Annotated in this window: 23 protein-coding genes; 7 read left to right on the top strand and 16 right to left on the bottom strand. The window is 70.4% G+C overall.

The genetic code is table 11. From position 1 onward, the window contains the following. The first annotated feature begins 118 nt into the window (after positions 1–118). Complete coding sequence (locus tag ACIBVQ_RS10745; protein ID WP_399176931.1) at positions 119–2,461, top strand: DEAD/DEAH box helicase; 2,343 nt, start codon at positions 119–121, stop codon at positions 2,459–2,461. Positions 2,462–3,354: 893 nt separating this feature from the next. Here the strand turns inward: ACIBVQ_RS10745 and ACIBVQ_RS10740 are convergent. The 9 genes from ACIBVQ_RS10740 to ACIBVQ_RS10700 form a co-directional block, all read right to left on the bottom strand. Next, complete coding sequence (locus tag ACIBVQ_RS10740) at positions 3,355–4,011, bottom strand: 3'-5' exonuclease (RefSeq protein ID WP_352010994.1); 657 nt, start codon at positions 4,009–4,011, stop codon at positions 3,355–3,357. Positions 4,012–4,713: 702 nt separating this feature from the next. Beyond that, entirely contained in the window at positions 4,714–5,289 is a 576-nt protein-coding gene (locus tag ACIBVQ_RS10735; RefSeq protein WP_399176928.1) for an Rv3654c family TadE-like protein, read from the bottom strand. 127 nt (positions 5,290–5,416) lie between these two features. Further along, positions 5,417–5,767 carry a TadE family type IV pilus minor pilin gene (locus tag ACIBVQ_RS10730; protein WP_352010996.1) on the bottom strand — a complete coding sequence of 117 codons (351 nt, stop codon included), beginning with the start codon at positions 5,765–5,767 and terminating at the stop codon, positions 5,417–5,419. A gap of 44 nt (positions 5,768–5,811) precedes the next feature. Beyond that, the gene (locus tag ACIBVQ_RS10725; protein ID WP_352010997.1) at positions 5,812–6,060 is read right to left on the bottom strand and encodes a DUF4244 domain-containing protein; all 249 of its coding nucleotides are present in this window, start codon (positions 6,058–6,060) and stop codon (positions 5,812–5,814) included. Between the two features lie 158 nt (positions 6,061–6,218). Next, positions 6,219–6,803 carry a type II secretion system F family protein gene (locus ACIBVQ_RS10720; RefSeq protein WP_399176926.1) on the bottom strand — a complete coding sequence of 195 codons (585 nt, stop codon included), beginning with the start codon at positions 6,801–6,803 and terminating at the stop codon, positions 6,219–6,221. Between the two features lie 395 nt (positions 6,804–7,198). After that, on the bottom strand, positions 7,199–7,918 hold the full coding sequence (locus ACIBVQ_RS10715) for a type II secretion system F family protein (protein ID WP_399176924.1): 720 nt from the start codon (positions 7,916–7,918) through the stop codon (positions 7,199–7,201). After that, positions 7,915–9,243, bottom strand: coding sequence for a TadA family conjugal transfer-associated ATPase (locus ACIBVQ_RS10710; protein ID WP_399176922.1), 1,329 nt, complete (start codon positions 9,241–9,243; stop codon positions 7,915–7,917). Before ACIBVQ_RS10710 ends, ACIBVQ_RS10715 begins: the two co-directional genes overlap by 4 nt. After that, entirely contained in the window at positions 9,240–10,286 is a 1,047-nt protein-coding gene (ssd, locus tag ACIBVQ_RS10705) for a septum site-determining protein Ssd (protein ID WP_386195009.1), read from the bottom strand. Before ssd ends, ACIBVQ_RS10710 begins: the two co-directional genes overlap by 4 nt. A 990-nt stretch (positions 10,287–11,276) precedes the next feature. Beyond that, a complete protein-coding gene (locus ACIBVQ_RS10700; protein ID WP_399176920.1) occupies positions 11,277–12,050 on the bottom strand; it encodes an oxidoreductase in 774 nt (257 codons plus the stop codon). A gap of 324 nt (positions 12,051–12,374) precedes the next feature. On the opposite strand from ACIBVQ_RS10700, the gene acs reads away from it, so the two are divergent. The 5 genes from acs to ACIBVQ_RS10675 all read left to right on the top strand — a co-directional run bounded on the left by acs (position 12,375) and on the right by ACIBVQ_RS10675 (position 17,751). Next, a complete protein-coding gene (acs, locus tag ACIBVQ_RS10695) occupies positions 12,375–14,360 on the top strand; it encodes an acetate--CoA ligase (protein ID WP_352011003.1) in 1,986 nt (661 codons plus the stop codon). A 274-nt stretch (positions 14,361–14,634) separates the two neighbouring features. Beyond that, positions 14,635–15,891, top strand: coding sequence for a Na+/H+ antiporter NhaA (gene nhaA / locus ACIBVQ_RS10690; protein ID WP_352011004.1), 1,257 nt, complete (start codon positions 14,635–14,637; stop codon positions 15,889–15,891). Then, entirely contained in the window at positions 15,888–16,376 is a 489-nt protein-coding gene (locus tag ACIBVQ_RS10685) for a phage holin family protein (protein ID WP_352011005.1), read from the top strand. Before nhaA ends, ACIBVQ_RS10685 begins: the two co-directional genes overlap by 4 nt. Continuing rightward, on the top strand, positions 16,373–17,296 hold the full coding sequence (locus tag ACIBVQ_RS10680) for an alpha/beta hydrolase (RefSeq protein ID WP_352011006.1): 924 nt from the start codon (positions 16,373–16,375) through the stop codon (positions 17,294–17,296). The genes ACIBVQ_RS10685 and ACIBVQ_RS10680 overlap by 4 nt, the downstream gene beginning before the upstream one ends. Further along, the gene (locus tag ACIBVQ_RS10675) at positions 17,293–17,751 is read left to right on the top strand and encodes a DUF309 domain-containing protein (protein ID WP_362777925.1); all 459 of its coding nucleotides are present in this window, start codon (positions 17,293–17,295) and stop codon (positions 17,749–17,751) included. The genes ACIBVQ_RS10680 and ACIBVQ_RS10675 overlap by 4 nt, the downstream gene beginning before the upstream one ends. 308 nt (positions 17,752–18,059) lie before the next feature. Here ACIBVQ_RS10675 and ACIBVQ_RS10670 read toward each other — a convergent pair whose 3' ends face one another. Beyond that, positions 18,060–19,259 carry a MarP family serine protease gene (locus tag ACIBVQ_RS10670; RefSeq protein ID WP_352011008.1) on the bottom strand — a complete coding sequence of 400 codons (1,200 nt, stop codon included), beginning with the start codon at positions 19,257–19,259 and terminating at the stop codon, positions 18,060–18,062. A 73-nt stretch (positions 19,260–19,332) separates the two neighbouring features. On the opposite strand from ACIBVQ_RS10670, the gene ACIBVQ_RS10665 reads away from it, so the two are divergent. Beyond that, on the top strand, positions 19,333–19,923 hold the full coding sequence (locus tag ACIBVQ_RS10665) for a HEAT repeat domain-containing protein (protein WP_352011009.1): 591 nt from the start codon (positions 19,333–19,335) through the stop codon (positions 19,921–19,923). Here the strand turns inward: ACIBVQ_RS10665 and ACIBVQ_RS10660 are convergent. The 6 genes from ACIBVQ_RS10660 to ACIBVQ_RS10635 form a co-directional block, all read right to left on the bottom strand. Next, complete coding sequence (locus ACIBVQ_RS10660) at positions 19,873–20,514, bottom strand: CoA pyrophosphatase (protein WP_352011010.1); 642 nt, start codon at positions 20,512–20,514, stop codon at positions 19,873–19,875. The two genes, ACIBVQ_RS10665 and ACIBVQ_RS10660, sit on opposite strands and share 51 nt — an antisense overlap. Before the next feature lie 73 nt (positions 20,515–20,587). Further along, positions 20,588–21,352 carry an endonuclease III gene (nth, locus tag ACIBVQ_RS10655; RefSeq protein ID WP_352011011.1) on the bottom strand — a complete coding sequence of 255 codons (765 nt, stop codon included), beginning with the start codon at positions 21,350–21,352 and terminating at the stop codon, positions 20,588–20,590. 48 nt (positions 21,353–21,400) lie between these two features. After that, positions 21,401–22,141, bottom strand: a complete 741-nt coding sequence (locus ACIBVQ_RS10650; protein WP_399176915.1) for an rRNA methyltransferase — start codon at positions 22,139–22,141, stop codon at positions 21,401–21,403. A 54-nt stretch (positions 22,142–22,195) separates the two neighbouring features. Beyond that, entirely contained in the window at positions 22,196–23,098 is a 903-nt protein-coding gene (locus ACIBVQ_RS10645) for a TrmH family RNA methyltransferase (RefSeq protein WP_399176913.1), read from the bottom strand. A gap of 20 nt (positions 23,099–23,118) precedes the next feature. Then, positions 23,119–24,216: a P1 family peptidase gene (locus ACIBVQ_RS10640; protein WP_399176911.1), complete on the bottom strand. Its 1,098-nt coding sequence runs from the start codon at positions 24,214–24,216 to the stop codon at positions 23,119–23,121. Further along, positions 24,213–24,839 (bottom strand): TetR/AcrR family transcriptional regulator, encoded by a 627-nt coding sequence (locus tag ACIBVQ_RS10635; protein WP_399176909.1) that lies wholly within the window; start codon positions 24,837–24,839, stop codon positions 24,213–24,215. The genes ACIBVQ_RS10640 and ACIBVQ_RS10635 overlap by 4 nt, the downstream gene beginning before the upstream one ends. Between the last annotated feature and the right edge of the window lie 44 nt (positions 24,840–24,883).

Here is a 24,883-nt window from a genome sequence, read left to right as displayed (position 1 = left end):
CAGGCGTGACTCCCGGGACCGGGTGGCCCCCAGACGACAAGCCCCGACGCGCGGCATTCAACCATGCGTACGCTCAGTGTCTATACGAAATCACGATTCCCGGCGACTCTGCCCACAGATGCCAGACTGGAAACCAGTGACTCCGACCTCATCCTCCTCCCTCGGAGCGGGTTCCGCGCTCGACGCCCTGCTCCGTGTTCCCGCACGTCACGATCGCGTGACCCATGTCGAACACGTTCCCGCACGTCAGAGTGGCCAGGTCGGCTGGCCGGACTGGGTCGAGGAACGACTGGTTACGCGCTGGGCGAACCGTGGGATACCGGGCCTGTGGCCGCATCAGGTCGAGGCCGCCGAGCTGGTACGTCGCGGCCAAAACGTGATCATCGCCACCGGCACCGCGTCGGGCAAGTCCCTGGCCTATCTCGTCCCCGCCCTGTCCTCCGTACTGGACGGGGGCACGGTCCTGTATCTGACGCCGACGAAGGCACTGGCCGCCGACCAGCTTCGCGCGTTGAACGAGCTGGACCTCCCCGAGCTGCGCGCGGCCACCTACGACGGCGACACCCCCTACGAGGAACGGCTGTGGGTCCGCAAGCACGCCAACTACGTCCTGACCAACCCCGACATGCTCCACCGCTCGCTGCTGCCCCGCCACGCCCAGTGGGCGGCCTTCTGGCGGCGGCTGAGGATGGTCGTGATCGACGAGTGCCACGGCTACCGGGGTGTGTTCGGCTCGCACGTCGCGCAGATCCTGCGGCGCCTGCGCCGGGTCTGCGCGCGCCACGGCGCCAGGCCCGTGTTCCTGCTCTCCTCCGCGACCGCCAGTGAGCCCGGAGCCTTCGCCGAACGCCTGACGGGCCTCCAGACGGCCGAGGTGACCGTGGACGCCTCTCCCCGGGGCGCGACCACCTTCGCCCTCTGGGAGCCGCCCCTGACCGACCTGCGGGGCGAGAGGGGCGCCCCGCTGCGGCGCCCGGCCACGTTGGAGAGCGCCGACCTCCTGGCGGACCTGGTCGCCGCCGAGGTTCGCACACTCGCCTTCGTCCGCTCGCGCAGGGCCGCGGAGTCGGTCGCCCTGACCGCCAGGGCCAGGCTCCAGGATCTCGTGTTCGGCACCGGGGCACCGGCGGACCTGCCCGACAGGGTGGCCGCCTACCGGGCCGGATATCTCGCCGACGACCGTCGCTCGCTGGAGAAGGCGTTCCGTTCGGGAACGCTCGCCGGGCTCGCGACGACCAACGCGCTGGAACTCGGCGTCGACGTGTCCGGACTGGACGCCGTGCTCATCGCGGGCTGGCCCGGGACGAGGGCCTCTCTGTGGCAGCAGGCCGGCCGGGCGGGACGCGCCGGGCGGGACGCGCTGGCCGTGCTGATCGCCAGGGACGACCCGCTGGACACCTATCTCGTCCACCACCCCGAGGCCCTCTTCGGCCGCCCGGTCGAGGCGATCGTGCTCGACCCCGGCAACCCCTACGTGCTCGGGCCCCACCTGTGCGCCGCCGCCGCCGAGATCCCGCTGACCCAGGACGACCTGGAGATCTTCGGGGAGGACACGAAGGAGGTGCTGGCCGACCTCGTCACGGACGGCCTCCTCAGGGAGCGGCCGACGGGCTGGTTCTGGACCAGAAGGGAACGGGCGACCGACCTCGCCGACATCAGGGGGTCGGGCGGGCCCCCCGTACAGGTCGTCGAGGCGTCGACGGGGCGGCTGCTCGGCACCGTCGACGAGGCCTCCGCGCACACCTCCGTGCACACCGGCGCGGTCTACGTCCACCAGGGGGAGACATTCCTGGTGGAGGAGCTGGACCTCGACGCCGGGGTCGCCCTCGTGGAGGAGGGCAGCCCCGACTACACGACCTTCGCCAGGGACGTCACCGACATCTCCGTCCTGGAGTCGCTCCGCTCCCACCCGCTCGGCCCGGGGGAACTCCACTTCGGCTCGGTCGAGGTGACCCGCCAGGTCGTCTCCTACGTCAAACGCCGCGCCCAGAGCGGCGAACTGCTCGGCGACGAACCCCTTGAGCTTCCCGCGCGCACCCTGCGCACCCGGGCCGTCTGGTGGACCCTGCCCGCCTCCGCGACCGCCTCCCTGGCCCAGGAGGGCCTGGACCTGGGTGGGGCGGCGCACGCGGCCGAACACGCCTCCATCGGCCTGCTGCCGCTCTTCGCGACCTGTGACCGCTGGGACATCGGCGGCGTCTCGACCGAACTGCACCCCGACACCGGCCTGCTCACCGTCTTCGTCTACGACGGCCACGAGGGGGGCGCGGGCTTCGCCGAGCGTGGCTACGCCCGTGCCGTCGACTGGCTCACGGCCACTCGGGAGGCCATCCTGGCGTGCGAGTGCGAGCGGGGCTGCCCGTCGTGCATCCAGTCTCCCAAGTGCGGCAACGGCAACGACCCTCTCGACAAGGCGGGAGCCCTGCGCATGCTCGCCGTTCTGCTCTCGGTCGACTCCTGATTCCGTTTCCCTGCCGTCGACCGAGGGCCTGCCGGAAGGTCTGTTTCGTATATCCCTCCACTGTCGCTCCACATGAAATCCCGTACGAGATCTCGGCATGGAGATCGGTAACGGGGTCTGGTACGGGGGCCTGATGTCAGGAATCGACATGAGGGCTCAATCACGTGGGAGAACGGCTCATGGAGTGCGGGATTTTTCTTCGGGCGATGGAACTGCGGAGAGTCGACTTCGCGTACTCCGGGGAACACGTTTCATCTCCATGGTGGCCGATCATCCAACCGGCGCTTCCCTACTGCTTCGCGAACCTCCACTACCGGCGCTCTCGTCATCTGGTGTCCTCCTGTCTTCTCCGAGGGCTTTCCGTCCGTCGTTCTGGGCGTCGTTCTGGCCCTCGTTTCGGCCCGGCAGACGGTTCCGGGGTGTACATGGTGATCGACGAGGAGCACCCGCTGAGGTGAGGATGAGACCCGAGCCCCGCAAGCCTCATGAAGCTCCGCAAAACCTCATGAAGCTCCGCGAAGCCTGACGAAGTCCCGCTAAGCCCCGCGAGATGGAGACCTCCCACGAGTCCCGGTGGAGGGCAGGGGAAGTTCGGGAAGGCCGAGGCGAGAAGGTCAATGCGTTCCCGACAAAACCCCCTTCATAAAATCAAATTTCCGACATAACCGTTTTTATGTGAATTACTTCTCGGGGAAGCTTCGCCTCTCCCGTTCCCGCGCCGCGTGAGGCTCTCCGCCCGCCGGAGAAGGCCGCCGCGGGCCGTACGGCCGACGGCCCATGCGTGCCGGGTCGAGAACGGCCAGGAGGCCGACGCCCGAGGCAGGTCACCCGTCGATACCTCATGGGACCACCGCCAGAGCGTGTCGGGACGCTCCCTGGAACAAGAACGCTCCCTAGAACAACTGTGACCGGTCGTCCTCATGCGACCTGCTCTCCTCGGCACCGGTCGCGTCGGGCAAACCTGCCGCCGTGTTCAGTTGGGCGAAGGTGTAGTCGACGCCTCCCGGGATGTCTCGCAGCAGACTTCCCAGCAACAGGGCGGCTCCCACCGCGTCCCACAGCGCCCGGTGCGGCACACTGCCGGTCAGCCCGTTCACCTCCTCGGTGAGCCCATAGTGATCCAACAGCGCCGTCAGCCCCAGCCGCCGGTTGTGGGGGTGAACAAACCGGGCGAGCTTGAGCGTGTCGATCAATCCGGCCAGGCGGATACCGGGGCAGCACAACTCCAACAGCCGCGCGTCGACACGTACGTTGTGGCCGACGACGACGGCACCGCCCAAACGGGTCGCCAGCTCCGGGCGGATGTGCTCCAGCGGTGGGGCGAGCCCGAGCAGGTCGTTGGTCAGTCCGGGCGAGATCCACCGGTGGGGCGGGATGTAGCGGCCGGGGTTCACCACGGAGTGGTAGGCGCCCGAAAGGTCAGGGCACCCGTCGTCCAGCGGGACGACGGCCACTTCCAGGACCGCTTCCCGCTCCCTGTCCTGGCCACCGGTCCCCTCCAGATCAAAGGCCACCAGACGGGGCACAGCGGTCCACGGCTGATCATGCATGGTGTTCTCTCCCCGGTTCGGGTCAGTCGTCGTGGCGAACCGTGGTGTGGGGAGCGCCCTGTCGGCAGCTCTTCACTCCGGCCGCGATATGAGGTTGGTGTTCAGCGACAGCTCCCGAGAGGAGACAGGCGATCCGCGCAGTCGTTTCGCCTTCTGCCGGGTGAATCGGAGAGGAGGGGCCGGAGGGGAGGTTCCGCTGTTTTTTGGTGTAACCGATGCCCTGCCCGTCTGGCCAGGGCATCCGACGTCACACATCAGGATCAAACCGCCATGGCATTCGCAATCATTCGACACCACATGGGTCTTCTCCTTACTGACCGGCTGTTCGGCGCGGTCACCCTGGGTCACCCCAGGTTCGCTTCACGGATCTTCGCGCCCATCGTGGTCGGCCAGACGCCGACCGCCATGCCGGTTCACCCACGGTGACGTTCCGCCGGTTCCGCGCCTGCCGTGAACGCCGGGAAGGCCCTTACCGCCCGCAGCACCGTTACGGACTCCTTCCCTCGCGACACGAACGACCGACCGGTCCTCACCACGGCGAAGATCCAAGGAACAGACCCTAGCGTGAAGAGCGGGCACGTCTTGGCAGGTCACCGGGAAATTCACGTCGCCGACCGACGGTGACCACCCCCTGGGATCTCCGCCACCGGCACGTAGCCGACGACCGCGGCACCTGGCCGGCGCGTGCAGCCACCTGGTCGGTCAGGACCCGGAATCCACCGCCGGAACGGGCGCAGCCGATCTTCGCGAAGGGGAGGGTCTTTCCGGGGGTGGGCCTCTCACCGCTTCGTCGGCCTCTCCTGTGGGGACGGTGAGCTGGACGGGTCCGGCACGGGCGACGGCTGTGACCGTTTGGGAGCCCACCGTGGGCAGGCGGAGCCGTACTGTCACCTGGACGTCGGCGACCCCGTGACCGTTGACAGAACACCGGGTGAGCCGCACCCCGTTGCCCTCGGCCAGTGAGGCCGCCTGGGCGCACGCGCGTCGTGGATCGGCGAAGGCCAGGCGTGCGGCGGCGAGGGCGCTCAGATCCGCGGCGCTCATGGCGCGGTGCCGGGCGGCCCTGACCGTTCCGGCGAGCATGATCACGGCCATCGCCATGAGGACCAACGTCATGAACCCGGCCATCCAGATCGTCGCCCCTCCCCGGTCAGCTCCCCGCCGTCTTCCTGCTGTTCTGCTTGTTGTGCCTATCGAGCCGCCTGTCGGGCCCGCTGCTGTTTCAGCGTTTCTTGTCGCTTTTCTCGTCTGTCGCCCGTCTGGCCCACGTCGTCTCATGCCTGTCCCCCGTCCTTCCTTCGTGCTTCCTCCGTGGCTTGGTCGCCGTCTTCCACGATTTCTTCACCGTGTGGCCGTCTCATCCGTGCGACCCGCCCCGGCTTCGCCTCGCGGGGCTCGGCCCCCCTCACTCCGGCGTTCCACCTGGCTGTTCCACACCCGGCTCGGTGATGGAGACGGCGGTCGCGTGAACGGTGACGCCGGGCAGCGACGCGCCCCAGCCGGGAACGACGTTCACGGACACCTCCACCCGGGTGGTCTCCGCTCCTCGGGTCACCGTCACCCGCGCCCCCGCCGGAGCCGCGGCCAGGACGACGCTTCGCACCCGCTCCAGGGGCTCGCCTCGCGACGCGGCCCTGGCACCCGCCCGAGCCGCGTCCACGCACTCAAGCCGCGCCCCCACCGTCGTCACCGCCCACAGCGCGACCGCCAGGACAATGACCAGGGCGGGAAGCGCGACCGCAGTCTCCGCGGTCACCGACCCTCTCGATCGGCGGAGGGACGCAGCGGATCTCACGGGGGTCATCCGGCCACGTTGAGCGCTCGCTTGATCAGATTGCTGATCATCTGCCGGACCTCGGGGCTGGTCACCACCTTGAAAAGGAGCATCGCGAAGGCGCAGGCGGCGATCGTGCCGACGGCGTACTCAGCGGTGGACATGCCTCTGTCGCGGCCGGTGAGCATGGTCAGCCGGGCCCAACGGTCGTGAAGCCATCGCCTCAGCCTGGGGCGGCCACAGCCGGTGGACGGTGGGGACACCATCGGGGACATCGTTTCCTCCTGGGAGGGTCGTCGGGGTTGTCGCCGGGCGGGCACCCGGCGCCGGTCAAGGTCAGCTTTCTCGATGAGGACCGGGCTCCGAGGCCGCGAACAGCGTTCTGTGGATAACTCGGGGACGCGAGCGCGCCCTGTGGAAAACATCGGGGGGTTCAGGGAAACAGCACGTCACCGGCGAGGCCCGCCACGACGGGAACGATGCCCAGGCAGACGAAGGCGGGCAGGAAGCAGAGCCCCAGCGGGGCGACGACCTGAACACCGACCCTCCTGGCAGCGGCCGAGGCGGCGGAACGGGCCTCCTCACGGGCGTCATCGGACAGCCTGGTGAGAACGTCGGCCACGGGCGCACCGCTGAGCGTGGCGCGGCTCATCGTCCGCGCCAGCGCGGCCAGCGGTCCCTCGGCCGACAGCGCCCGCCAGGCCTCCTCAGGAGCGGCTCCCAGTCTCAGTTGCCCGCCCACCCACGCCAACCGGTCACCGAGCGGCCCGCCGAGCGCTCCGGCCGTCATGTCGACGGCACCGGCGATCGGCTGTCCGGCGCGCAGGCAGGCGACCATGAGGTCGACCGCGAGGGGCAGGTCGGTCATCACGCGGTCACGCTCCTGACGGAGCCAGGACGGCTGCCGCCTTCGCACGGCCTCCAGCGCGATCGCGAAACCGGTCACGCCGGCGACGAACCCGGTGGCGCCCCCGAGCGCGAGGAACGCCGTCAGGCCGACGATCGCGCAGAGCACCACCTCTTTACGCTCCGGCCGTCGCCGTCTCCCTGAGGCGGAAGCCGAGGACCACCCCCCTGAGGCGGGGGCCGAGGACGGCGTCCAGACCCGCTCCGTGACGGGTGAGCCCCGTACGGCGGGCCGTGAAGAGAAAGGCGGCGGAGAGGACGGACTCGAAGGGGCTCGCAGGGCCCGGTGGACCCGATCCGCGGGACCCTCGGGCGACGTCCACAGCCATCCGGCGGTCCCGGCGAGGACGACGGCCAGCACAAGGATCACTCCGGCCGCCGTGGTCGTCCGGCGAAGGCGGAAGAGGCAGGAAACAAAGGACACCTCCAAAACGCGGCAGGGATCAGGAACGCCGGGCACAGGCGACGAACCGGCACCGAGGCCGACGCCCTGCGACAGCCTCGGGATCAGAAACGCTGGGCACGGGCGACGAGGCGGTTCGTCCACCACAGGCCGCAACCGTCGAGGGCCAGACCGGCCAGGAGGCACCCCGCACCGGCGGGACCTCCGAACAGGAAGCCCAGAGGATCCATGCCGAGCCCGGTCGCCATCAGCAACCCGAGCGCGGGCAGGAAGGCCAGCAGGCGGGCGGTGGCCCGGGCACCGGCGAGTTGGGCGGCGAGATCCTGACGGTGGGACCGTGCCTCCCCGAGCGAGGCGGCCACACGGTCGACCAGGACGGACAGGGCCGCCCCGGTCGTCGTGCTCACCCGCCAGCAGGCCGCCAGGTCGTGGAATGCCTCTCCGCCCTGTTCGGGAGCGACGGCCAGCAGAGCGGAGGGAACGTCGCCGCCGTCTCTCGCGACCGCGGCCAGAGGACGCGCCACCGCGGGATCGGGAAGATCGGTGGCCGACACGGCGCGGGCCAGCGCCTCTCCGGCGGTCCGCCCCGCCGCCAGTTCGGCGGCGAGGCCACGACACAGTTCGATCGACGCGATCCGCCAGGCCCTCGCGCGTCTCGACGGCAGAGAGTCCAGGAGAAGACCGAGCGGCGAACCCGGTCGGCGCGAACGCCCGGCCGGACGACGCCGATCGCTCCCCGCCCGGAGCAGGCGGGCGGTCGCCTGATCTGCGCCGGTCCACAGCCACCCCGACAGAGCGGCCAGCAGCACGGCCGCCACCGTCATGGCAGCACCCCATGCGCACGGGCTCTTCCACCGATCCGTACGGCGGATGGAGGACCGGCTCGGCCGCCCACGGCCTCGGGAGGCTCTTCGCGCGACCGGCGGCCCGCCTCCGGCGGCCGGGTCTCTCCCCGCGTCAGAGCCAGGACGGGCGAGTGGGGCACACCGGGAGCACGGGCCGTGAGGACGGGCAGCCCCGGCCCCGTGGTCGTCCGGCCGTCGGAAGAGAAGGTGAGGGCGGGCTCGACCTCGACCAGCCCGGAGGGACGCCGGACCATCACGCATATCTCGGCCACCCGGCGGCGCCCGTCGGTGTGGTCTCGGACGAGGTGGACGACGACGTCCAGCGCGGCGGCGAGCTGACTGTGGACGGCCTCCCTGCTGAGGCCGGCGGCACAGGCCAGGGCTTCGAGGCGGGGCGGGACGTCGGCCGCCGTGTTGGCGTGCAGTGTGCCGCATCCGCCTTCGTGGCCGGTGTTGAGGGCGCTGAGGAGGTCGACCACCTCGGCACCGCGGACCTCGCCGACGACCAGACGGTCGGGACGCATGCGCAGGGCCTGACGCACGAGATCGCGCAGGCACACGCCACCGGCCCCTTCGAGGTTGGCGGGGCGGCTCTCCAGCCGCACGACGTGCGGGTGGAGAGGACGCAGCTCGGCCGAGTCCTCGACCAACATCAGCCGGTCTCCCGGATCGGCCAGGGAAAGCAACGCCGACAGCAGCGTGGTCTTTCCCGTGCCCGTCCCGCCCGTGACGAGGAAGGCGAGTCTCGATCGGACCACGGCGCTGAGCACGGGCACGGCTTCGGCCCTGATGGTGCCCGCCCTGACCAGGTCGGGCAGGGTGAACGTACGGCGTGGCGGAAGCCGTAGGGACAGGCAGGTGCCTCCCCCGGCGACGGGCGGCAGGACCGCGTGCAGCCGCACGCCCCCGGCAAGACGGGCGTCGGCGTAGGGGCAGGCGTCGTCGAGACGCCTGCCCGCGGCCGCCGCCAGCCGCTGGGCGAGCCGCCGGAGCGTCTCCTCGTCGGGGAAGACGACGGATGTACGGCGCAGGCCCCTGCCGTCGTCGACCCACACCTCCTCCGGGCCGTTCACCAGCACGTCGGTCACGTCGGGCTCGGCCAGCAGCGGTTCGAGGGGCCCGGCGCCGATCAGGTCGGCGCACAGGGCACGGGTCACCGCCAGGATCTCCGCGTCGCCGAGCACCGCGCGCTCGGCCCTGAGGGCGGCCGCGACGTGGGCGGCGCTCGGCTCGGTCCCGGCGCGGGCCAGGCGTATCCGGACAGCCTCGACCACCTCGGGTGAGACCGTGACCTCCCGGATCATCGTTCGGCCTCGGGCAGCGAGTTCAGGAACGACGCGCAGAAACGCCCCAGTGGGGTCCGCCCGCCGAGCGGGGGCGGATCGCCCCGGTTGAGGGCGGCGGTGAGCCTGGGCTGGTCGGGAAGGCCTCCGGCGGACGGCAGGCGGAGGGAGGAGGTGACGACGTCGTCGTCCAGGACGCCGCTCCGCACGACGGCTCGTATCTCGGTGGTGTGTTCACGCAACCGGGCCAGCGCCTGCGCCGCGGCCAGCACACCGCGCACGTCGGCGGTGACGACCAGCAGGGTCGCCGCCGCCCTGGCGAGCGCCTGTGCGGCGGCGTGATCGCAGTGGCGCGGCAGATCGACCACGACCAGGTCGAAACCGCGCATTCCCGCCTCAAGGACCGAGCGCATCGCCTCCGCGGGGATGGTTTCGACCTCTCCCCTGCCGAAAGAGAGCAGGGTGAGCTCCGCGAACGTGGGAAGGGCGGCCTGGAGCGCTGCGGCGTTGATCCTGCCCTCGCGGGCGACCAGGTCCGGCCAGCGGGCGCCCTTCGCCTCCTCCTGACCGAGGAGCAGGTCGAGTCCGCCACCGAGTGGGTCGGCGTCGACGAGCAGGGTGCGCAGGCGCCGCCGGGAGGCGGTCAGCGCCAGGGAGGCCGCCAGGACGCTGGCCCCGGCTCCGCCGCGCCCGCCCGCCACGCAGACCACGGGCCCCGCCCTGGAAACCGGCTCGACGGCGTCGGCGAACTCCTCGACCAGCCGCCGCTCGGCCGAGGGTAGTTCCAGGACCGTCTGGGCACCGACGGCGACGCACCTGCGCCACGCGTCGGGATCGCCGGGGGCGCGGGTGACCAGCAGAACGCGGTCTCTGGGCGGTGGCCCGGTCGCCGCCAGCGTGTCGGCCATGTCACCGCCGACCACGACGAGCGGGGCCCGGTTCCAGTACGGCCTGGCGTGCGTGGGCGCGTGGGCGACGTCGAGCTCGGCGCCCGCCGCGGCGGCGACCCGGAGAAGGTCGTCGAGCAGATCGTGGTCCTCGGTGATGACCAACGGACGGTCCAATGGTGCCTCCCTGGGATGTGGGAAGCCCACTTTCCGCCAAACGCCCTCCCCTCGACGGCGCCGAACGCCGTTCTGTGGAAAACCCGGGAGGGACGGTCCCGCCTGTGGACAACCGCCGACAGGGCGCGACCAGACGGTGAGATACGGCAGGGAACAAGGACGGGACAGGAGCAGGCGGTGAGACACAGCCGGAAGGCGGGGCGCGGTCAGGTCGCGAGACGAGAAGAGCCCAGGGACCCGGCCCTCGTCGATCCGGTCGGGGCCTCACGAAGGAACGTCCCGGCCGTCCTCCGCGTACCGCCGTACGCGGGGTGGGGAGAAAAAGTGGCGACCCCCGCCGGGGGGGGGGAGAGCGGGGGCCGCCAACCGGTCCGGCTCTGGGGGGGTAGAGCCGGTCCCGTTTCAGAAGAAAGCCTCAACGGTTGACCAGGGCATGGCAAGGACATTGCATGCCCAAGCGTGCGTGGTCTCTCCACTTTGTGGAGATACCACCTCATGCTGCCCGATCAAGTTGAGTTTCGTCGAGGAGCAATCTGCAGTTTCCGCTAGTTTTTTTCAATGTAACGATCTCGCATAGGCATAGCGGCCAATCGGGCGCGTCCCTAATAGGCCCGTTTTCGATCACACAGCGTGACCGGCCACCAGAGGTCACGAAGATCACCCGGCATACCAGGCGCCCTACATGGGCGATTTGTCCATAAATGTCCCATGTTCGGTAAAGGACTCGCCCCAAGGGGTTCCCAACAGCCCGAATCCGTCATACAAAGGGTGCACGGACCACTTGTTCGAGTTGTCCGAGCACGAACCGCCGGGTACCCACGTGCCGCCGAGCCGCGGGAGGCACGTCGAGTACGGGTCTCGACCCGTTCCGACGATAGACAGGTGCACGCTTGGTAACCCGGTGGCGTCGTGTTAGCGACGGCGCCCCATGACCAGGGGCGCCGTCTGCTGTGTCCGAAAGGCGCGTCGGCGAAAGGCCGCAAGGACACCTCAACCGCGCTGCATGGCCTCACAGATCGCCGTGGTCTCACGCACCCCGAGGACGACCGCGTCCGCGCAGTGCCGTACCCACGTCGCCATCCCGTCCGGCGTCCCGCTCAGGTAGGCCCGCAGGCCCCGCGGGTAGGCGGCTCCGAGTTCGAGGTGACCGACCTCCACGACCGCCAGCGACTTGGGGTCGAGGCCGTACTCGACCAGCGTCAGACGCTCCGCCGCCCGGGCGATCACCCCGTCGGCCGATCCGAACGGCCGCAGCACCGCCAGCTCCGCGTGGACGACGGCGGCCAGCACCAGGGCGGGCGCCGAGGTCGGGCCGGTCAGGAGGCCGACCAGGCCGTCCACCCGGGCCACTGTCTCCTCGGGCCCGGGAGCGGCGCCCAGGCCGAGCGGGTCGGGCACCGTCGTGGAGGACCGGGGGCGGCCCAGGTCCTCGCCCTGCCCCGACGCGGCGAGGGTGTGCAGCCTCGCCAGCACCTGGCGGGGTGCCGTACGCCAGGTCGCGCCGAGTCGTCCCAGCTCGGCCGAGACGCGTAGCGCGCCCTGGACGACCGGGTCGGCGGTCTCGGGGACGGCTTCCAGCGGGACGTCGGCGCCGTCGAGGGCGGCGGACGCGCGGGCGCCGCGCAGCGCCGACCTGGCGGAGACCTCGGGACTCTTGCGCCGCAGCACACGGTGGCCGTAGAGCCGGTCGACGGCCTTGCGCGCCTCGGCGACGGCCTCGGGCACGCCCGGCATCTCCGCGATGACAGCCAATGGGTCGCTCACGCTCCCCGACCATAGCGGCCGGGTGCCGGGAGGCGGACACGCCCCGTCCTTACGGACAGCCCGTAAGTACGGGACCTCCGGGGGCGGGAGACGCTCAGTACGGCCCCCCGCTAAAGGCTGCCGAATAGCGTCATCTACATTCTTACGATGACAAAAGAGCAACGTTTCCGCTGCGGTTGTTATCCGGTGTTAAGGCGCCTGTGAACCGTACGGACCGCTATCACCGATTGGTACAGACCAGTCTAGACCTCTTGTGGCGGGCACCTCTGGCCTGGTGAAGTGGAACACGAACAGTAGACGAGCAGTACGTATAAGGAGTGTGCAGTGGCCCCGGAGACCCCTGGTTCCGAGTCGCGTGAGACCCAGGAGACGCTGTCAAACCTGCTGAACGAGACCCGGCGGTTCGCCCCTCCTGCCGAGCTGGCCGCGTCCGCGAACGTGACCGCAGAGGCTTACGAGGAGGCCGCGCGTGACCGTCTGGCGTTCTGGGACAAGCAGGCCGACCGGCTGACCTGGTCCAAGCGCTGGGACAACACCCTTGAGTGGAACGCGCCCTTCGCCAAGTGGTTCGTCGGCGGGGAGCTGAACGTCGCCTACAACTGTGTGGACCGGCACGTCGAGGCGGGCAACGGCGACAAGATCGCCTACCACTGGGAGGGCGAGCCCGAGGGCGACAGCCGTACGATCACCTATGCCGACCTGCAGCGGGAGGTCGCCAAGACGGCCAACGCCCTGCAGGAGCTGGGGGTCGGCAAGGGTGACCGGGTGGCCGTCTACCTGCCGATGATCCCCGAGCTGCCGATCACGATGCTCGCCTGCGCCCGCATCGGCGCCATCCACTCCGTGGTGTTCGGCGGCTTCTCCGCCACCGCCCTCAGCGGCAGGATCAAGGACGCCGACGCCAAGGTCGTGGTCACCGCCGACGGCGGCTACCGCCGTGGCGCGCCCAGCGCCCTGAAGCCGACCGTCGACGAGGCCGTCAAGGAGTGCCCCGGCATCGAGCACGTCGTGGTCGTCCGCCGGACCGGCCAGGAGGTCGAGCAGACGGACAAGGACATCTGGTGGCACGACCTCGTCGAGCGCCAGTCCGAGACCCACGAGGCGCAGCCGCACGACGCCGAGCACCCGCTCTACATCCTCTACACCAGCGGCACCACCGGCAGACCCAAGGGCATCCTGCACACCACGGGCGGCTACCTCACCCAGACGGCCTACACCCACTACTCCGTCTTCGACCTCAAGCCGGAGACCGACGTCTACTGGTGCACCGCCGACATCGGCTGGGTGACCGGCCACTCCTACATCGTGTACGGCCCGCTCGCCAACGGCGCCACCAGCGTCATCTACGAGGGCACCCCCGACACCCCGCACCGGGGCCGGTTCTGGGAGGTCGTGCAGAAGTACGGCGTCACGATCCTCTACACCGCGCCCACCGCGATCCGCACGTTCATGAAGTGGGGCGACGACATCCCCGCCAAGTTCGACATGTCGTCCCTGCGCGTCCTGGGCAGCGTCGGTGAGCCGATCAACCCCGAGGCCTACGTCTGGTACCGCGAGCACATCGGCGGCAACCGCACCCCGGTCGTGGACACCTGGTGGCAGACCGAGACCGGCGCGATCATGATCAGCCCGCTGCCCGGTGTGACCAGCGCCAAGCCGGGTGCGGCCATGCGCCCGCTGCCGGGCATCACCGCCGACGTGGTCGACGACCAGGGCAACAGCGTCGGCAACGGCGGAGGCGGCTACCTGGCCATCCGTGACCCGTGGCCCTCCATGCTCCGTACGATCTGGGGCGACGACCAGCGCTACATCGACACCTACTGGTCCCGCTTCGAGGGCATGTACTTCGCGGGCGACGGCGCCAAGAGGGACGCCGACGGCGACATCTGGCTCCTCGGCCGGGTCGACGACGTCATGCTCGTCTCCGGTCACAACATCTCGACCACCGAGGTCGAGTCGGCCCTGGTCTCGCACCCGAAGGTCGCCGAGGCCGCGGTCGTCGGCGCGACCGACCCGGTCACCGGCCAGGCGATCGTCTCGTTCGTGATCCTGCGCGGCAGCGTGGAGGAGAGCGCGGACATCGCGGCCGAACTGCGCAACCACGTGGCCAAGACGCTGGGCCCGATCGCCAAGCCGCGCCAGATCCTGGTCGTCCCCGAGCTGCCGAAGACCCGTTCCGGCAAGATCATGCGGCGTCTGCTGCGTGACGTCGCGGAGAACCGCAGCATCGGTGACGTCACCACGCTGGCCGACAGCACGGTGATGAACCTCATCTCCGAGAAGCTGCCCAGCGCCAAGAGCGAGGACTGAGGACCATCTCGGGCGCCGTGGGCGGTCACCCCGCCACAGGCGCGGCGCGCGGATGAAGAGCGAGACAGATGATGGCTCCCGGTTCGCGCCCCTCGATGTCGCCGCCCACAAGGCGAGGGCGACCGAGGGCGCGACCGCCCATCATGAGTGATATGCGACACTGAGGTACTGCGAATCCCATTCGTCGGCCTTCTGTAGGCTGGCGATCAGGTGTGCCGGGAAGTCTGGTCGGCCAGGGAGGGAACCGGCCCTGCCTGTACTCCCCGGAGGTCGCATGCGTCGCGTTGCCGAAATCTGGCCGTTCAGGCCCACCATCCACCACTCCCGCACGCTCGCCGAGGCGCTGAGGACGGAGACGGTCGGCGGCGTCATCATGCTGGCCGCCACGGTCGTCGCGCTGATCTGGGCGAATGTGTCCACCGGCTCGTATGAGGCGCTGCGCGAGACGACGTTCGGCCCCGCCTCTCTCCACCTGGACCTCAACCTCCGCGAATGGGTCCAGAACGGCCTGCTCACGATCTTCTTCTTCGTGGCCGGCATCGAGGTCAAGGAGGAGTTCGTCCACGGCGAGCTGTCCAACCTCCGCAAGGCCGCGTTGCCCATCCTCGCGTCGATCGCCGGGATGGTCGTCCCCGTGCTGGTCTACCTGGCGGTGAGCTGGGGGGCTCCCGGGGCCGGACAGGGCTGGGCCGTACCCACCGCGACCGACATCGCCTTCGCACTCGCGGTGCTCGCCGTGACGGCCAGCGCGATGCCCCCGGCGCTACGCGCCTTCCTGCTGACCTGCGCGGTGGTCGACGACCTCGGTGCCATCGCCGTGATCGCCGTCTTCTTCACCAACCACCTCAACCTCCTCGCCCTGGCCGCCGGAATCGCCGTCATCGCCCTGTACGGCCTGCTCCAGGCCAAGCGGGTCCGCGGCCCGTGGATCTATCTCCCCCTCGCCCTGGCCGCCTGGTACCTCGTGGAGATCAGCGGTGTTCACGCGACCGTCGCCGGGGTAGCCCTCGGTCTGATGACCCGTGTGCGTAACGATCCCGGCGAGGAGAACTCCCCCGCCGAACTGGCCGCCCACCGCCTGCGCCCCCTGTCGGCCGGGTTCGTCGTGCCCGTGTTCGCGTTCATGTCCGCCGGGGTGACGCTCGCCCCGGAGGCGCTGGGCACGATGTTCACCGACCGCGTGGTGCTCGGCGTGATCGCGGGGCTGGTCGTCGGTAAGTTCCTCGGCGTCTTCGGCGGGGCGTGGCTGGCCGTACGGCTCGGCCTGGCGAGACTGTCCGAGGAGCTGCACTGGCGGGACATGGCGGCCGTCTCGACACTGGCCGGGATCGGCTTCACCGTGTCGCTGCTCATCGGCGGCCTGGCATACGGGGACGATCCGGGACGGGTGAACGCGGTGACCACAGGTGTGCTCGCGGCGAGCCTCATCTCGTCGGTCCTGGCGGCGATCCTGCTCCGGCTACGCGTGCGCAAGCGCGCCGGCGCACAGGATGATGATGGACACCGGCGCTCGATAGGAGATCCTTCATGACACACAACCCGGCCGCGGAGCCACTGTCCGCAGAACCACAGGAGGAGTCGCTCGGCCTGCTCGTCGCCAACGCGACCGACCACATCTCCACCCTGGTCCGCGCCGAGATCGAACTGGCCAAGGCCGAGCTGAGGTTCGACGCCAAGCGGGTGGGCACGGCCGCCGGACTCTTCGGCGCCGCCGCGTTCATGGCCCACCTGTGCCTGATCCTGGCCTCCTTCGCCATCGCGTACGGCCTGGTCGCCCTGGGCGTGTGGGACTGGCTCGCCTTCACCATCGTCACGGTGTTCTACCTGGTCGTCGCGGCCCTGCTGGTCCTGTTCGGGGTGCGCAGGCTCAAGGGCCTGACCGGAATGCGACGGACCATGCGCTCGCTCAAGAACCTCAAGGGAGGCGAGCCGGAGACCGGCCTCGCCGCCGCCCCCGCCCCGCAGGGCGCCGGGCAGGTCGGTTCCCACCGCGAACCGGTGAGTCCGGACCAGTGAACGAGCCGGACGAGTCCCTGGTCAGGATCGAGGGCCCGTGGACCCATCGCTCGGTCCACGCGGGGGGCACCCGCTTCCACGTGGTCGAGGCCGGTGAGGGCCCACTCGTCCTGCTGCTGCACGGTTTCCCACAGTTCTGGTGGACCTGGCGCCACCAGCTCGTCTCACTGCCCGCCGCGGGCTACCGCGCCGTCGCCGTCGACCTGCGGGGGTACGGCGCCAGCGACAAGCCACCGCGTGGCTACGACCTGCCGACCCTGGCCGGTGACGCGGCCGGGCTGATCAGGGCTCTCGGCGAGAGCGGCGCGACCGTCGTCGGTCACGACTGGGGCGGGCTGCTGGGCTGGACCATGGCCGTCCGGGACCCGAAGTCGGTCCTGCGGCTGGTCCCGGTCGCGGCGCCGCACCCGCTCAGGCTCCGCTCCGCCCTGCTGACCGGTTCCCTCCGCCAGATCAGGGCGAGCGCCTACGCGCTGGGCTTCCAGCTGCCCTTCCTGCCGGAGTGGCGGCTCACCGCGAAGGACGGCGCGCTGGTCGGGCGGATGCTCGACGAGTGGTCGGGGCCCGGCTGGCCGGAGGCCGAGGTCGCACGGACCTACCGCGAGGCGTTCCGCATCCCGACCGTGGCGCACTGCGCGCTGGAGTACCACCGGTGGTTCGCCCGCTCCCAGCTCCGTCCCGACGGCCTGCGCTACGCCAGGATCATGCGCGGTGAGGTCCACGCGCCCACGCTCCAGGTCCACGGCGCGCTCGACCCGCACACCCTGCCGCGTACCGCCCAGGGATCGAGTCGCCACGTGACCGGGTCCTACCGGTGGCGGCTGATCGAGGGGGCCGGGCACTTCCCGCACGAGGAACGGCCCGAGGAGTTCGACGCCGAACTCCTGTCCTGGCTCGCGGACGCGGATCTCGACCGATGACGGACCATCCGATCCCCAGAGACCGCGACCCCGAGGGCAGGCCGCGCAACCGCCGCCCCAGGGACGCCTTCGGCCGTCCCCTGCCGCACGACGCGCAGGGTGTGGAGCGTGTCCCCGACGACTACGCGCCGGACGCCGCCGAGGCGCTCCACGAGGCACGCAGGCTGCTCGGCGAGGGCAGGCCCTTCCACGCGCACGAGGTGCTCGAAGGCCGCTGGAAGACCTCCCCTCAGGAGGAACGCGAGCTGTGGCAGGGCCTGGCGCAGATCTGCGTCGGGCTCACCCACCTCCAGCGAGGCAACCCCCGCGGCGCCGCCGCCCTGTTCACCCGCGGAGCCACCAGAATCTCCCCGTACGGCCCGCCATACGAAAAACTAGCCCAAGCAGCCCAATCCCTAGCAGAAACCCCAAAAACCCCAGAAGAGGCCATAAGCACCATCAAGCACCTTCTCTGACCCGGCTTAGGAAACTCTCGGTGCCAGGAGTGAAGGGTTCGGGGTACCGGCGCCAAGTGTGAGGGGTTTCGGTTCGGGCGCGCCGGTGCTTGGACTGAGGAACGCAGGAGCGAAGCGACGCAGAGACGAGGGAAAGCACCGACCTGAAGCGCCCGAACCCGCGACGCCGCCAGGCGGAGCAAAAAGACACGGCTTGGGCGCGTCGGTGTCTGGACTGAGGAACGCAGGAGCGAAGCGACGCAGAGACGAGGGAAAGCACCGACCTGAAGCGCCCAAGCCCGCGACGCCGCCAGGCGGAGCAAAGAGACTCAGCCGTTACGGTCGCACTCCTGGGTGCTGACCTGGTTGAACAGCTTGGAGCCGTCCTCGGCGTCCGGGGAGACCTCGGCCGCCGTCAGTGCGAAGCCGGTCTCCTGTTGGTCGAGGGCCGCCGCGAAGACGACCCCGTACACCCGGCCGTCGGGGGTGAGCAGCGGGCCGCCCGAGTTGCCCTGGATGACCGAGCCGCGGATGGAGTAGATGTCGCGGACGACGGTCTTGCGCTCGTAGATGTCGGGGCCCTTGGCACGCTGTTTCACCCGGATGCGGGCCTCGGCGAGGGTGAAGCCCTGGCCGTGGGGGAAGCCCGCGATGATGGCGTCGTCGCCCATCGTCGCGGTGCCGTCGAAGCGCAGCACCGGCATGTTGAGGCCGGGGACGTACAGGACGGCGATGTCCCGGTCGGGGTTGTAGAGCACGACCCTGGCCGGGTGGTTGTTGTTGAGGTAGTCGGTGACCTCCAGCTCCTGGTCGACCCCGGCGACCACGTGGGCGTTGGTCATCACTCTGTTCTGCGAGAAGACGAATCCGGTGCCCTCGATGTGCCTGCGGCAGCTGGTGGCCACGCCCTGGACCTTGACGATGCCCCGGCGGGCCCGCTTGAGCTGGACTCCCTTGGCCACGCTCTGGTCCGGGGGCGGGACCTCGACGAGCTGGTTGCCGCCGATGGCGCCGAACACCTTCGGGAAGCCCGAGGTGTCGATGAAGCGCTTGAACGGCTTCTGGAAGTCCTTGGCCGCGGGGGGCAACGCCTGGTCGACCGTACTGATCAGCAGAGAGCCGTTGATCTGCTCGCTGAGCAGCGTGAACGGCGAGGAGGCGATCAGTGAGCCGATCAGCCAGGCGATGACCAGCACGGAGAAGGCGCTGGCGAAGGTGCCGCCGACCGCGTCGACCACCTTGGCCGGTTCCCAGGTGACGTGACTGCGGACCACCGCGCCGATCGTGGAGGAGGCGAACTGCCCGATCGTCGCGGCGAGGAAGACGATGACGATGGCGAGCAGCGCCCGCTCGGTGTCGCCGTCGACTATGGCCCCGGCGATGGGAGGGGCGATGAACATGCCCAGCAGGGCACCGCCGACGAATCCGATGAAGCTGAGGGACCCGATGATGAACCCCTGACGGTACCCCGACACCGCGAAGGCCACCATAAGGGCGATCAGGATAAGGTCGAGGAGATCACCACGCACCCCTTAACGGTATCCAGCCCTTGGCCCGCGCGTGCACCCCTTGCCGGAGGTCCCGGCCGTTATCGTGGGCCGTATGGCAACGATCGGGGGGTCGCCGGCTGTGGAAACGCTCATCGAGACCGCGCTGCGGGACAGGGACCAGGACGGCACGATCCGCTGGAAAGCCATCGCCATGCTGCACGAACGGGGCGATCTGGAGACCTTCACCGCGGCCAGACGACTGTGCGCGGGCAACACGGCCACCGAGCGGATGCTCGGGGTGGACATCCTCGGCAGATTGCCGTTCGTCGACCGAAGTCTGCCGGTTCTGCGCTTCCTGGCCGCCGCCGAGGACGACTGCATGGTGCTCTACTCGGTGCTGATCGCCTTCGGTCACCTACAGGACGGCCGCGCGCTGCCCTCGGTGGTCACGCTGAGCGAGCACGAGGACTCCAGGGTCAGGTACGGCGTCGCCCACGCGCTCCCGAAGATCATCGGTGCTCCGCCGGACCCGGCGGGCCTGGCCGTACTCGAACGGTTGACCGGGGACCCCTGCGAGGACGTGGCCGAGTGGGCGCGTCTCGGGCTGGCCCTGTCCACCGGGCGTGAGATCGAGGGGGGCGGCTGGGAGGGGTCAGCGGGCGGCGAGGTTGACGACGTCGGGAGGCATGTCCTCGACCCGTGACCTGTCCCAGGGGCGTTCGAAGGCGGAGCCGGCGAGCACCCCGTCGAGCACCCCGGCGGTGAAGCCCCACACCAGCAGCCCGCGGACCCGGAAGGCCGGGCCGGCGAAGCCGCTCGGGTGACGCAGGGTGACGCGGTTGGCCGGGTCGGTCAGTTCGGACAGCGGGACCCGTTCCACCGACTCGACCTCGTTCGGCGAGGCCGCGTGCACCACGGAGGGGGTGTGCCACCAGCCGACGACGGGGGTGACCCGGTTGTCGCTGCGCCAGATGTACAGCTCGGGCATGGTGCCGACGACGTGGACGCCCGCCGGGTCGAGCCCGGTCTCCTCGCGGGCCTCACGCAGCGCCGCGGCGACCGGACCGCCGTCGTCCGGGTCGATCCCGCCGCCGGGGAAGGCGGGCTGTCCCGCGTGTCTGCGCCCGCGTGAGCTGCGCTGGATCAGGAGCACGTCGGGGCCGAGCGGCCCCTCGCCGAACAGCATGAGCACCGCGGCGTGACGGCCGCCGGTCTCCGGCGGGCGCATGGCCAGGGGAACCGGTTTCCTCGCGACCCGTTCGGCGAGCGTCTCCAACCAGCCGGGCACTTCCACGGGCACACCTCCGGTCTGTTCCGGTCTCTGCAACACGCCGTACGGCCTCGTGCTTCCCGACGATCCGGTCATGTCAGGGAAGAGGGCCGGAACGGACCAGTTTCGCGGCCTCGACGGGGTCGGTCGGGCCGGTGCCGTACGAGGGGCAGAGGGCGACCAGGGGGCAGGCGCCGCAGGCGGGTTTGCGGGCGTGGCAGACGCGGCGGCCGTGCCAGATCAGGCGATGGGAGGCCATCGTCCACTCCCGCTTCGGGATGAGCTCGCCGACGATGTGCTCGATCTTGACGGGGTCGGTCTCCTCGGTCCATCCGAAGCGCCGCACGAGCCGCTGGAAGTGGGTGTCCACGGTCAGGCCCGTCACCCCGAACGGTTCTCCCGTCTTGGGGTCACGCGCGTTCCCGAGGACCACGTTGGCCGTTTTGCGGCCCACACCGGGCAGGGTGACCATCTGTTCGAGGGTCCTGGGCACCTCGCCGCCGAATTCGTCGCGCAGCGCGATCGACAGTCCGATGATCGACTTCGTCTTGGCCCGGAAGAACCCGGTGGACTTGATGATCTCCTCGACGTCCTCCGGGTCGGCCGCCGCGAGGTCCTCGGGGGTCGGATACTTCGCGAAGAGCGTGGGCGTCACCATGTTCACGCGGACGTCGGTCGTCTGCGCCGACATGACCGTGGCGATCAGGAGCTCGAACGGGCTGTTGAAGTCGAGCTCACAGTGGGCGTCGGGGTAGGTCTCCATGAGCACCCGGTCCATCCGCCGGGCCCTGCGCACCAGGCCGAGCCGGGTCTCGTTCTTGAATCGTCTCGTCCTCTGCCCAGGGGTCAACTGCGTCGCCATGGCCTCAAGCGTAGGTGGTGTCCGGCCCTGCGGCCTCGGAGATTCCCGTTAACCGGCGGAGAGGTCGGCCGCCTTCAGGAGCACGGTTGAGCGGTTGCCGACGCGGAAGGAGACCCGTGGGCGCGCGACGTCCCCGACCGGGACGCGGCGCCCCTTGGCCGTGACCGCGATGACCGATCCGCCGCCGAGGACGGAGGCCAGGGAGCCCAGCATCTCCGGCACCCCGGTGCCGCCGATCCAGCTGGTCTGCTCCTCGTAGGGGACGTCGGTGATCACGATGTCGGGCGCGGCCGTGGAGACGACGGCAGCGAGCTCGGCCGGCCGGAACACGTCCGCCCGGCTGACCGTGGTGGGAAGCGCCCCACCCTCCCTGGTGAGCCGTCCGCCCAGGCGCCGCGCGCTCGCCGCCGCGTCCAGGTAGCCGGGCTTGCCGAAGCGTCCGGCTCGCTCCTCAAGCACCCTCGCCCGGCGTTCCATGGCCTCAGGATCGACCAGGGCCAGGTTCTCCCGGGCGAGCACCAGCGCGTTCTCCGCGACGTCCGAGGCGACCAGCGAGGAGACCTCACGCCGGTGCAGCAGCCCGAGAACGGTGAGCAGATAGCCGCTCCCGCAGCAGGGGTCCCAGATCACCGCCGGGGCGTCACCGCCGCGCAGCTCCAGGGAGCGCAGGAAGATCTCCGAGACCAACCTGACGGGAAAGGCCGGGAATCCCGGGGCCGAGCGCAGGACGGTGCCGCTCGCGAGATCCGTGTAGTCGTCCTTGGCGACCACATGACGGTAGCCCGTCACCCCGCCGCCTCCTTCGCCGACGCCTTTTCCGCTGAGAGTACAGGCGGTCTCACGTCAGTCCCTGGCCGTGGGGAACCCGCGCTGCCGGGCGGCCTCGTAGAGCATCAGGGTCCCCGCGGAGGCCGCGTTGAGTGAGCTGGCGGCACCCCCGATCGGAATCCTGACGATCTCGTCGCAGGCCTCGCGCCAGCGGGCGCTCATCCCGACGGTCTCGTTGCCCACCACCAGCAGGACCGGGCCCGTCAGGTCACAGTCCTGTACGGAGGTCCCGCCGGTCTCGTCGGTCCCGATGATCTTGACCGGGGTGCCCCGCCCGCGCAGGGACTCCACCCATTCGAGCACCTCGTTGACGCCGGGAGCCCTGACCACCGGCAGCCTGAAGATCGATCCTGTGCTGGCGCGCACGGTCTTCGGGTCGTAGACGTCCGCGGCGTGGCCGGTGATGATCATCCCCGAGGCGCCGAACGCGTCCGCTGAACGGGTCAGCGTCCCGATGTTGCCCGGGCTCGTCGGACGGTCGAAGGCAACTCCCAGCAGGTCGTGCCCCTGGGGCAGGCGTCCCAGGTCGTCCGGCCGCAGCGCGCCGACGGCCACGAGCTCCGGCGCCGCCGACTCTCGTTCTCCGAGTTCGAGCAGCAGTTCCGGGGCCACCGGCACCGAACGGACCCCGCTGTCACGGATGAGGCCCTCCGCCCACGCCGACAGGTGCTGACCGTGTGGGTAGAGCAGACAGCGCAGCGGCCAGCCGTGCTCGACCGCGAGCGTGATCGGGCGGACCCCGTGGATGAGGAACTCGCCGAGCTTCTGCCGCTTGTTCCGGTTGGTCAGCAACGCCTGCCACGTCTGGAACCGGTCGCCGCGGCTGTGCACCCCCACGGCGCCGCTCGCCGGACGCGTGCCCCGGCCCGCGCGGGCACCGTGGTTACGCGATCCGTCACGTTGTCTGTCACCCGGCATGGGCAGGAGCCTACCGGCCCTCACTCCACGCGATTCGCGGGCGACACCTGGGTGCCGAGCAGGTCGAGAAGCCGGGCGACGGGGATGGCGGGTGAACGGCGACCCTCACGGCCGACCATGGACTCGGCGCCCAGGAGGGCGTTGAGCACGGCCTCCTCGACGGCCTCGACGACGGCCTCGTAGAAGACGTCGAGCCGGCTCCACGGGATGAACCGCATGCTCTCGTAGACCGGTTCCTCCCCGGGGAAGCCCGAGGTCAGCGCGCCGGGGTTGCCGGTCGAGAAGGCCAGGAAGATGTCTCCGGAGAAGTGCGAGCCGGTGGTCCCGGTACGGGCGAGGCCCAGCGGGACCCTGCGGGCCAGCGCGGTGCACTGCAGCGGCAGCAGCGGCGCGTCCGTGGCGACGACGACGATGACGGAGCCCGCCCCCGCCGGGGAGTCGTGCCCGTCCATGGGGTCGTCGTCCGTGAGCGACCTGCCGACGGGCACGCCGCAGACGGTCAGTTCCTTGCGGGCGCCGAAGTTGGCCTGGAGGAACGCCCCGACCGTGTAGGTGTCGGCCCCGTAGTCGACCAGCCGGGAGGAGGTGCCGTTGCCGCCCTTGAAGCCGTAGCAGTTCATCCCGGTGCCGCCGCCGACCGAGCCCTCGGTGACCGGTCCCGGGCGGGCCGCGTCGATGGCGGCCACGGCGTGCTCGGGCCGTACGTGGGGGCCGTTGATGTCGTTGAGGTAGCCGTCCCAGGTCTCGGCGACCACGGGCAGCAGCCACTCGGCGGCGACCTCGGGCTTCTCACGGGCCACCCAGTCGATGACCCCGCGGTGGCAGGTGCCGACGGCGTGGGTGTTGGTGATGAGCACGGGCAGCCGCAGGGAGCCGGTCTCGCTGAGCCAGGAGGTGCCCGTCATCTCGCCGTTGCCGTTGAGCGAGAACCACCCCGCCGCGCACGGCACCTCGAAGTCCGCGCGCCCGCGTGGCAGCAGCGCGGTCACGCCGGTGCGGACCGACTCCCCCTCGATCAGCGTGGTGTAGCCGACCTCGACCCCGGGAACGTCGGTGATCGCGTTGTCCGGCCCCGTACGGCCCGGCAGCGGCAGGCCGAGTTCGCGCGCCCGTGTCATCGTTCTTCAGGTCCTTCCAGGTTCTCCAGGTCGCAGCCGGTGACGTCGGCGGCGTAGGTCAGCAGCAGGCGCTCGGCCTGCGCGGCGTCGAGGGTGGGTACGGCCTGCGTGACGTGCAGGCCGAGGCCGTCCTCAAGCATGACGAGGTTGCGGGCGAGGGTGACGGCGTCACGGGTCAGCGTGAAGACCCCCGTCGCGGCCCCGGCCTCCAGGATGGAGGCGTACAGGGTGACCTGCCGTTCGCACAGGCGGATGTGCTGGGCGGAGTAGGCGGGGTCCCTGCGGGCGTAGGTGCCCAGCTCGTACAGCAGGACGCACAGTTCGTCGTCGCTGCCGGCCGGCAGGCCCGCGCGGATCATGCCGAGCAGCCTGCGTCTGGGGTCGGGTTCCTCGGAGGCCGCCCGTTCCCGCTCGACGCAGAAACGCTCGACCGCCTCGTGCTGCACCTCCTTCAGCAGGTCGGTCAGCGCCGGGAAGTAGTACAGGACCGACCCCGCCGACATGTCCGCCTGCTCGGCGACGTCCCGCAGACGCAGGTCGACGACGCCGTGCCGCAGCACCGCCCGGCGGGCGGCGGCGACGAGCTCGGCGCGCTTCTCGTGTGCTCGGCTGGGTCGTGCCATGCCGGTGATTCTCTAGACATCGGTCAAAGAACGCAACCGGGGAA

The sequence above is a fragment of the Streptosporangium sp. NPDC049376 genome (assembly GCF_044466505.1).
In the GTDB taxonomy this organism is placed as follows: domain Bacteria; phylum Actinomycetota; class Actinomycetes; order Streptosporangiales; family Streptosporangiaceae; genus Streptosporangium.
This window is presented reverse-complemented; position numbering and strand designations above follow the sequence as displayed.

Coding starts and splice junctions, on each gene's coding strand:
- ACIBVQ_RS10735 (WP_399176928.1), bottom strand. CDS start 5,289: ATGAGACGACGTGGGCCAGACGGGCGACAGACGAGAAAAGCGACAAGA.
- ACIBVQ_RS10710 (WP_399176922.1), bottom strand. CDS start 9,243: ATGATCCGGGAGGTCACGGTCTCACCCGAGGTGGTCGAGGCTGTCCGG.
- ACIBVQ_RS10635 (WP_399176909.1), bottom strand. CDS start 24,839: ATGGCACGACCCAGCCGAGCACACGAGAAGCGCGCCGAGCTCGTCGCC.
- ACIBVQ_RS10740 (WP_352010994.1), bottom strand. CDS start 4,011: ATGCATGATCAGCCGTGGACCGCTGTGCCCCGTCTGGTGGCCTTTGAT.
- nth (WP_352011011.1), bottom strand. CDS start 21,352: ATGGCGACGCAGTTGACCCCTGGGCAGAGGACGAGACGATTCAAGAAC.
- ACIBVQ_RS10645 (WP_399176913.1), bottom strand. CDS start 23,098: ATGCCGGGTGACAGACAACGTGACGGATCGCGTAACCACGGTGCCCGC.
- ACIBVQ_RS10665 (WP_352011009.1), top strand. CDS start 19,333: ATGGCAACGATCGGGGGGTCGCCGGCTGTGGAAACGCTCATCGAGACC.
- ACIBVQ_RS10715 (WP_399176924.1), bottom strand. CDS start 7,918: ATGACGGTGGCGGCCGTGCTGCTGGCCGCTCTGTCGGGGTGGCTGTGG.
- ACIBVQ_RS10745 (WP_399176931.1), top strand. CDS start 119: ATGCCAGACTGGAAACCAGTGACTCCGACCTCATCCTCCTCCCTCGGA.
- nhaA (WP_352011004.1), top strand. CDS start 14,635: ATGCGTCGCGTTGCCGAAATCTGGCCGTTCAGGCCCACCATCCACCAC.
- ACIBVQ_RS10640 (WP_399176911.1), bottom strand. CDS start 24,216: ATGACACGGGCGCGCGAACTCGGCCTGCCGCTGCCGGGCCGTACGGGG.
- ACIBVQ_RS10675 (WP_362777925.1), top strand. CDS start 17,293: ATGACGGACCATCCGATCCCCAGAGACCGCGACCCCGAGGGCAGGCCG.
- ACIBVQ_RS10725 (WP_352010997.1), bottom strand. CDS start 6,060: ATGTCCCCGATGGTGTCCCCACCGTCCACCGGCTGTGGCCGCCCCAGG.
- ACIBVQ_RS10685 (WP_352011005.1), top strand. CDS start 15,888: ATGACACACAACCCGGCCGCGGAGCCACTGTCCGCAGAACCACAGGAG.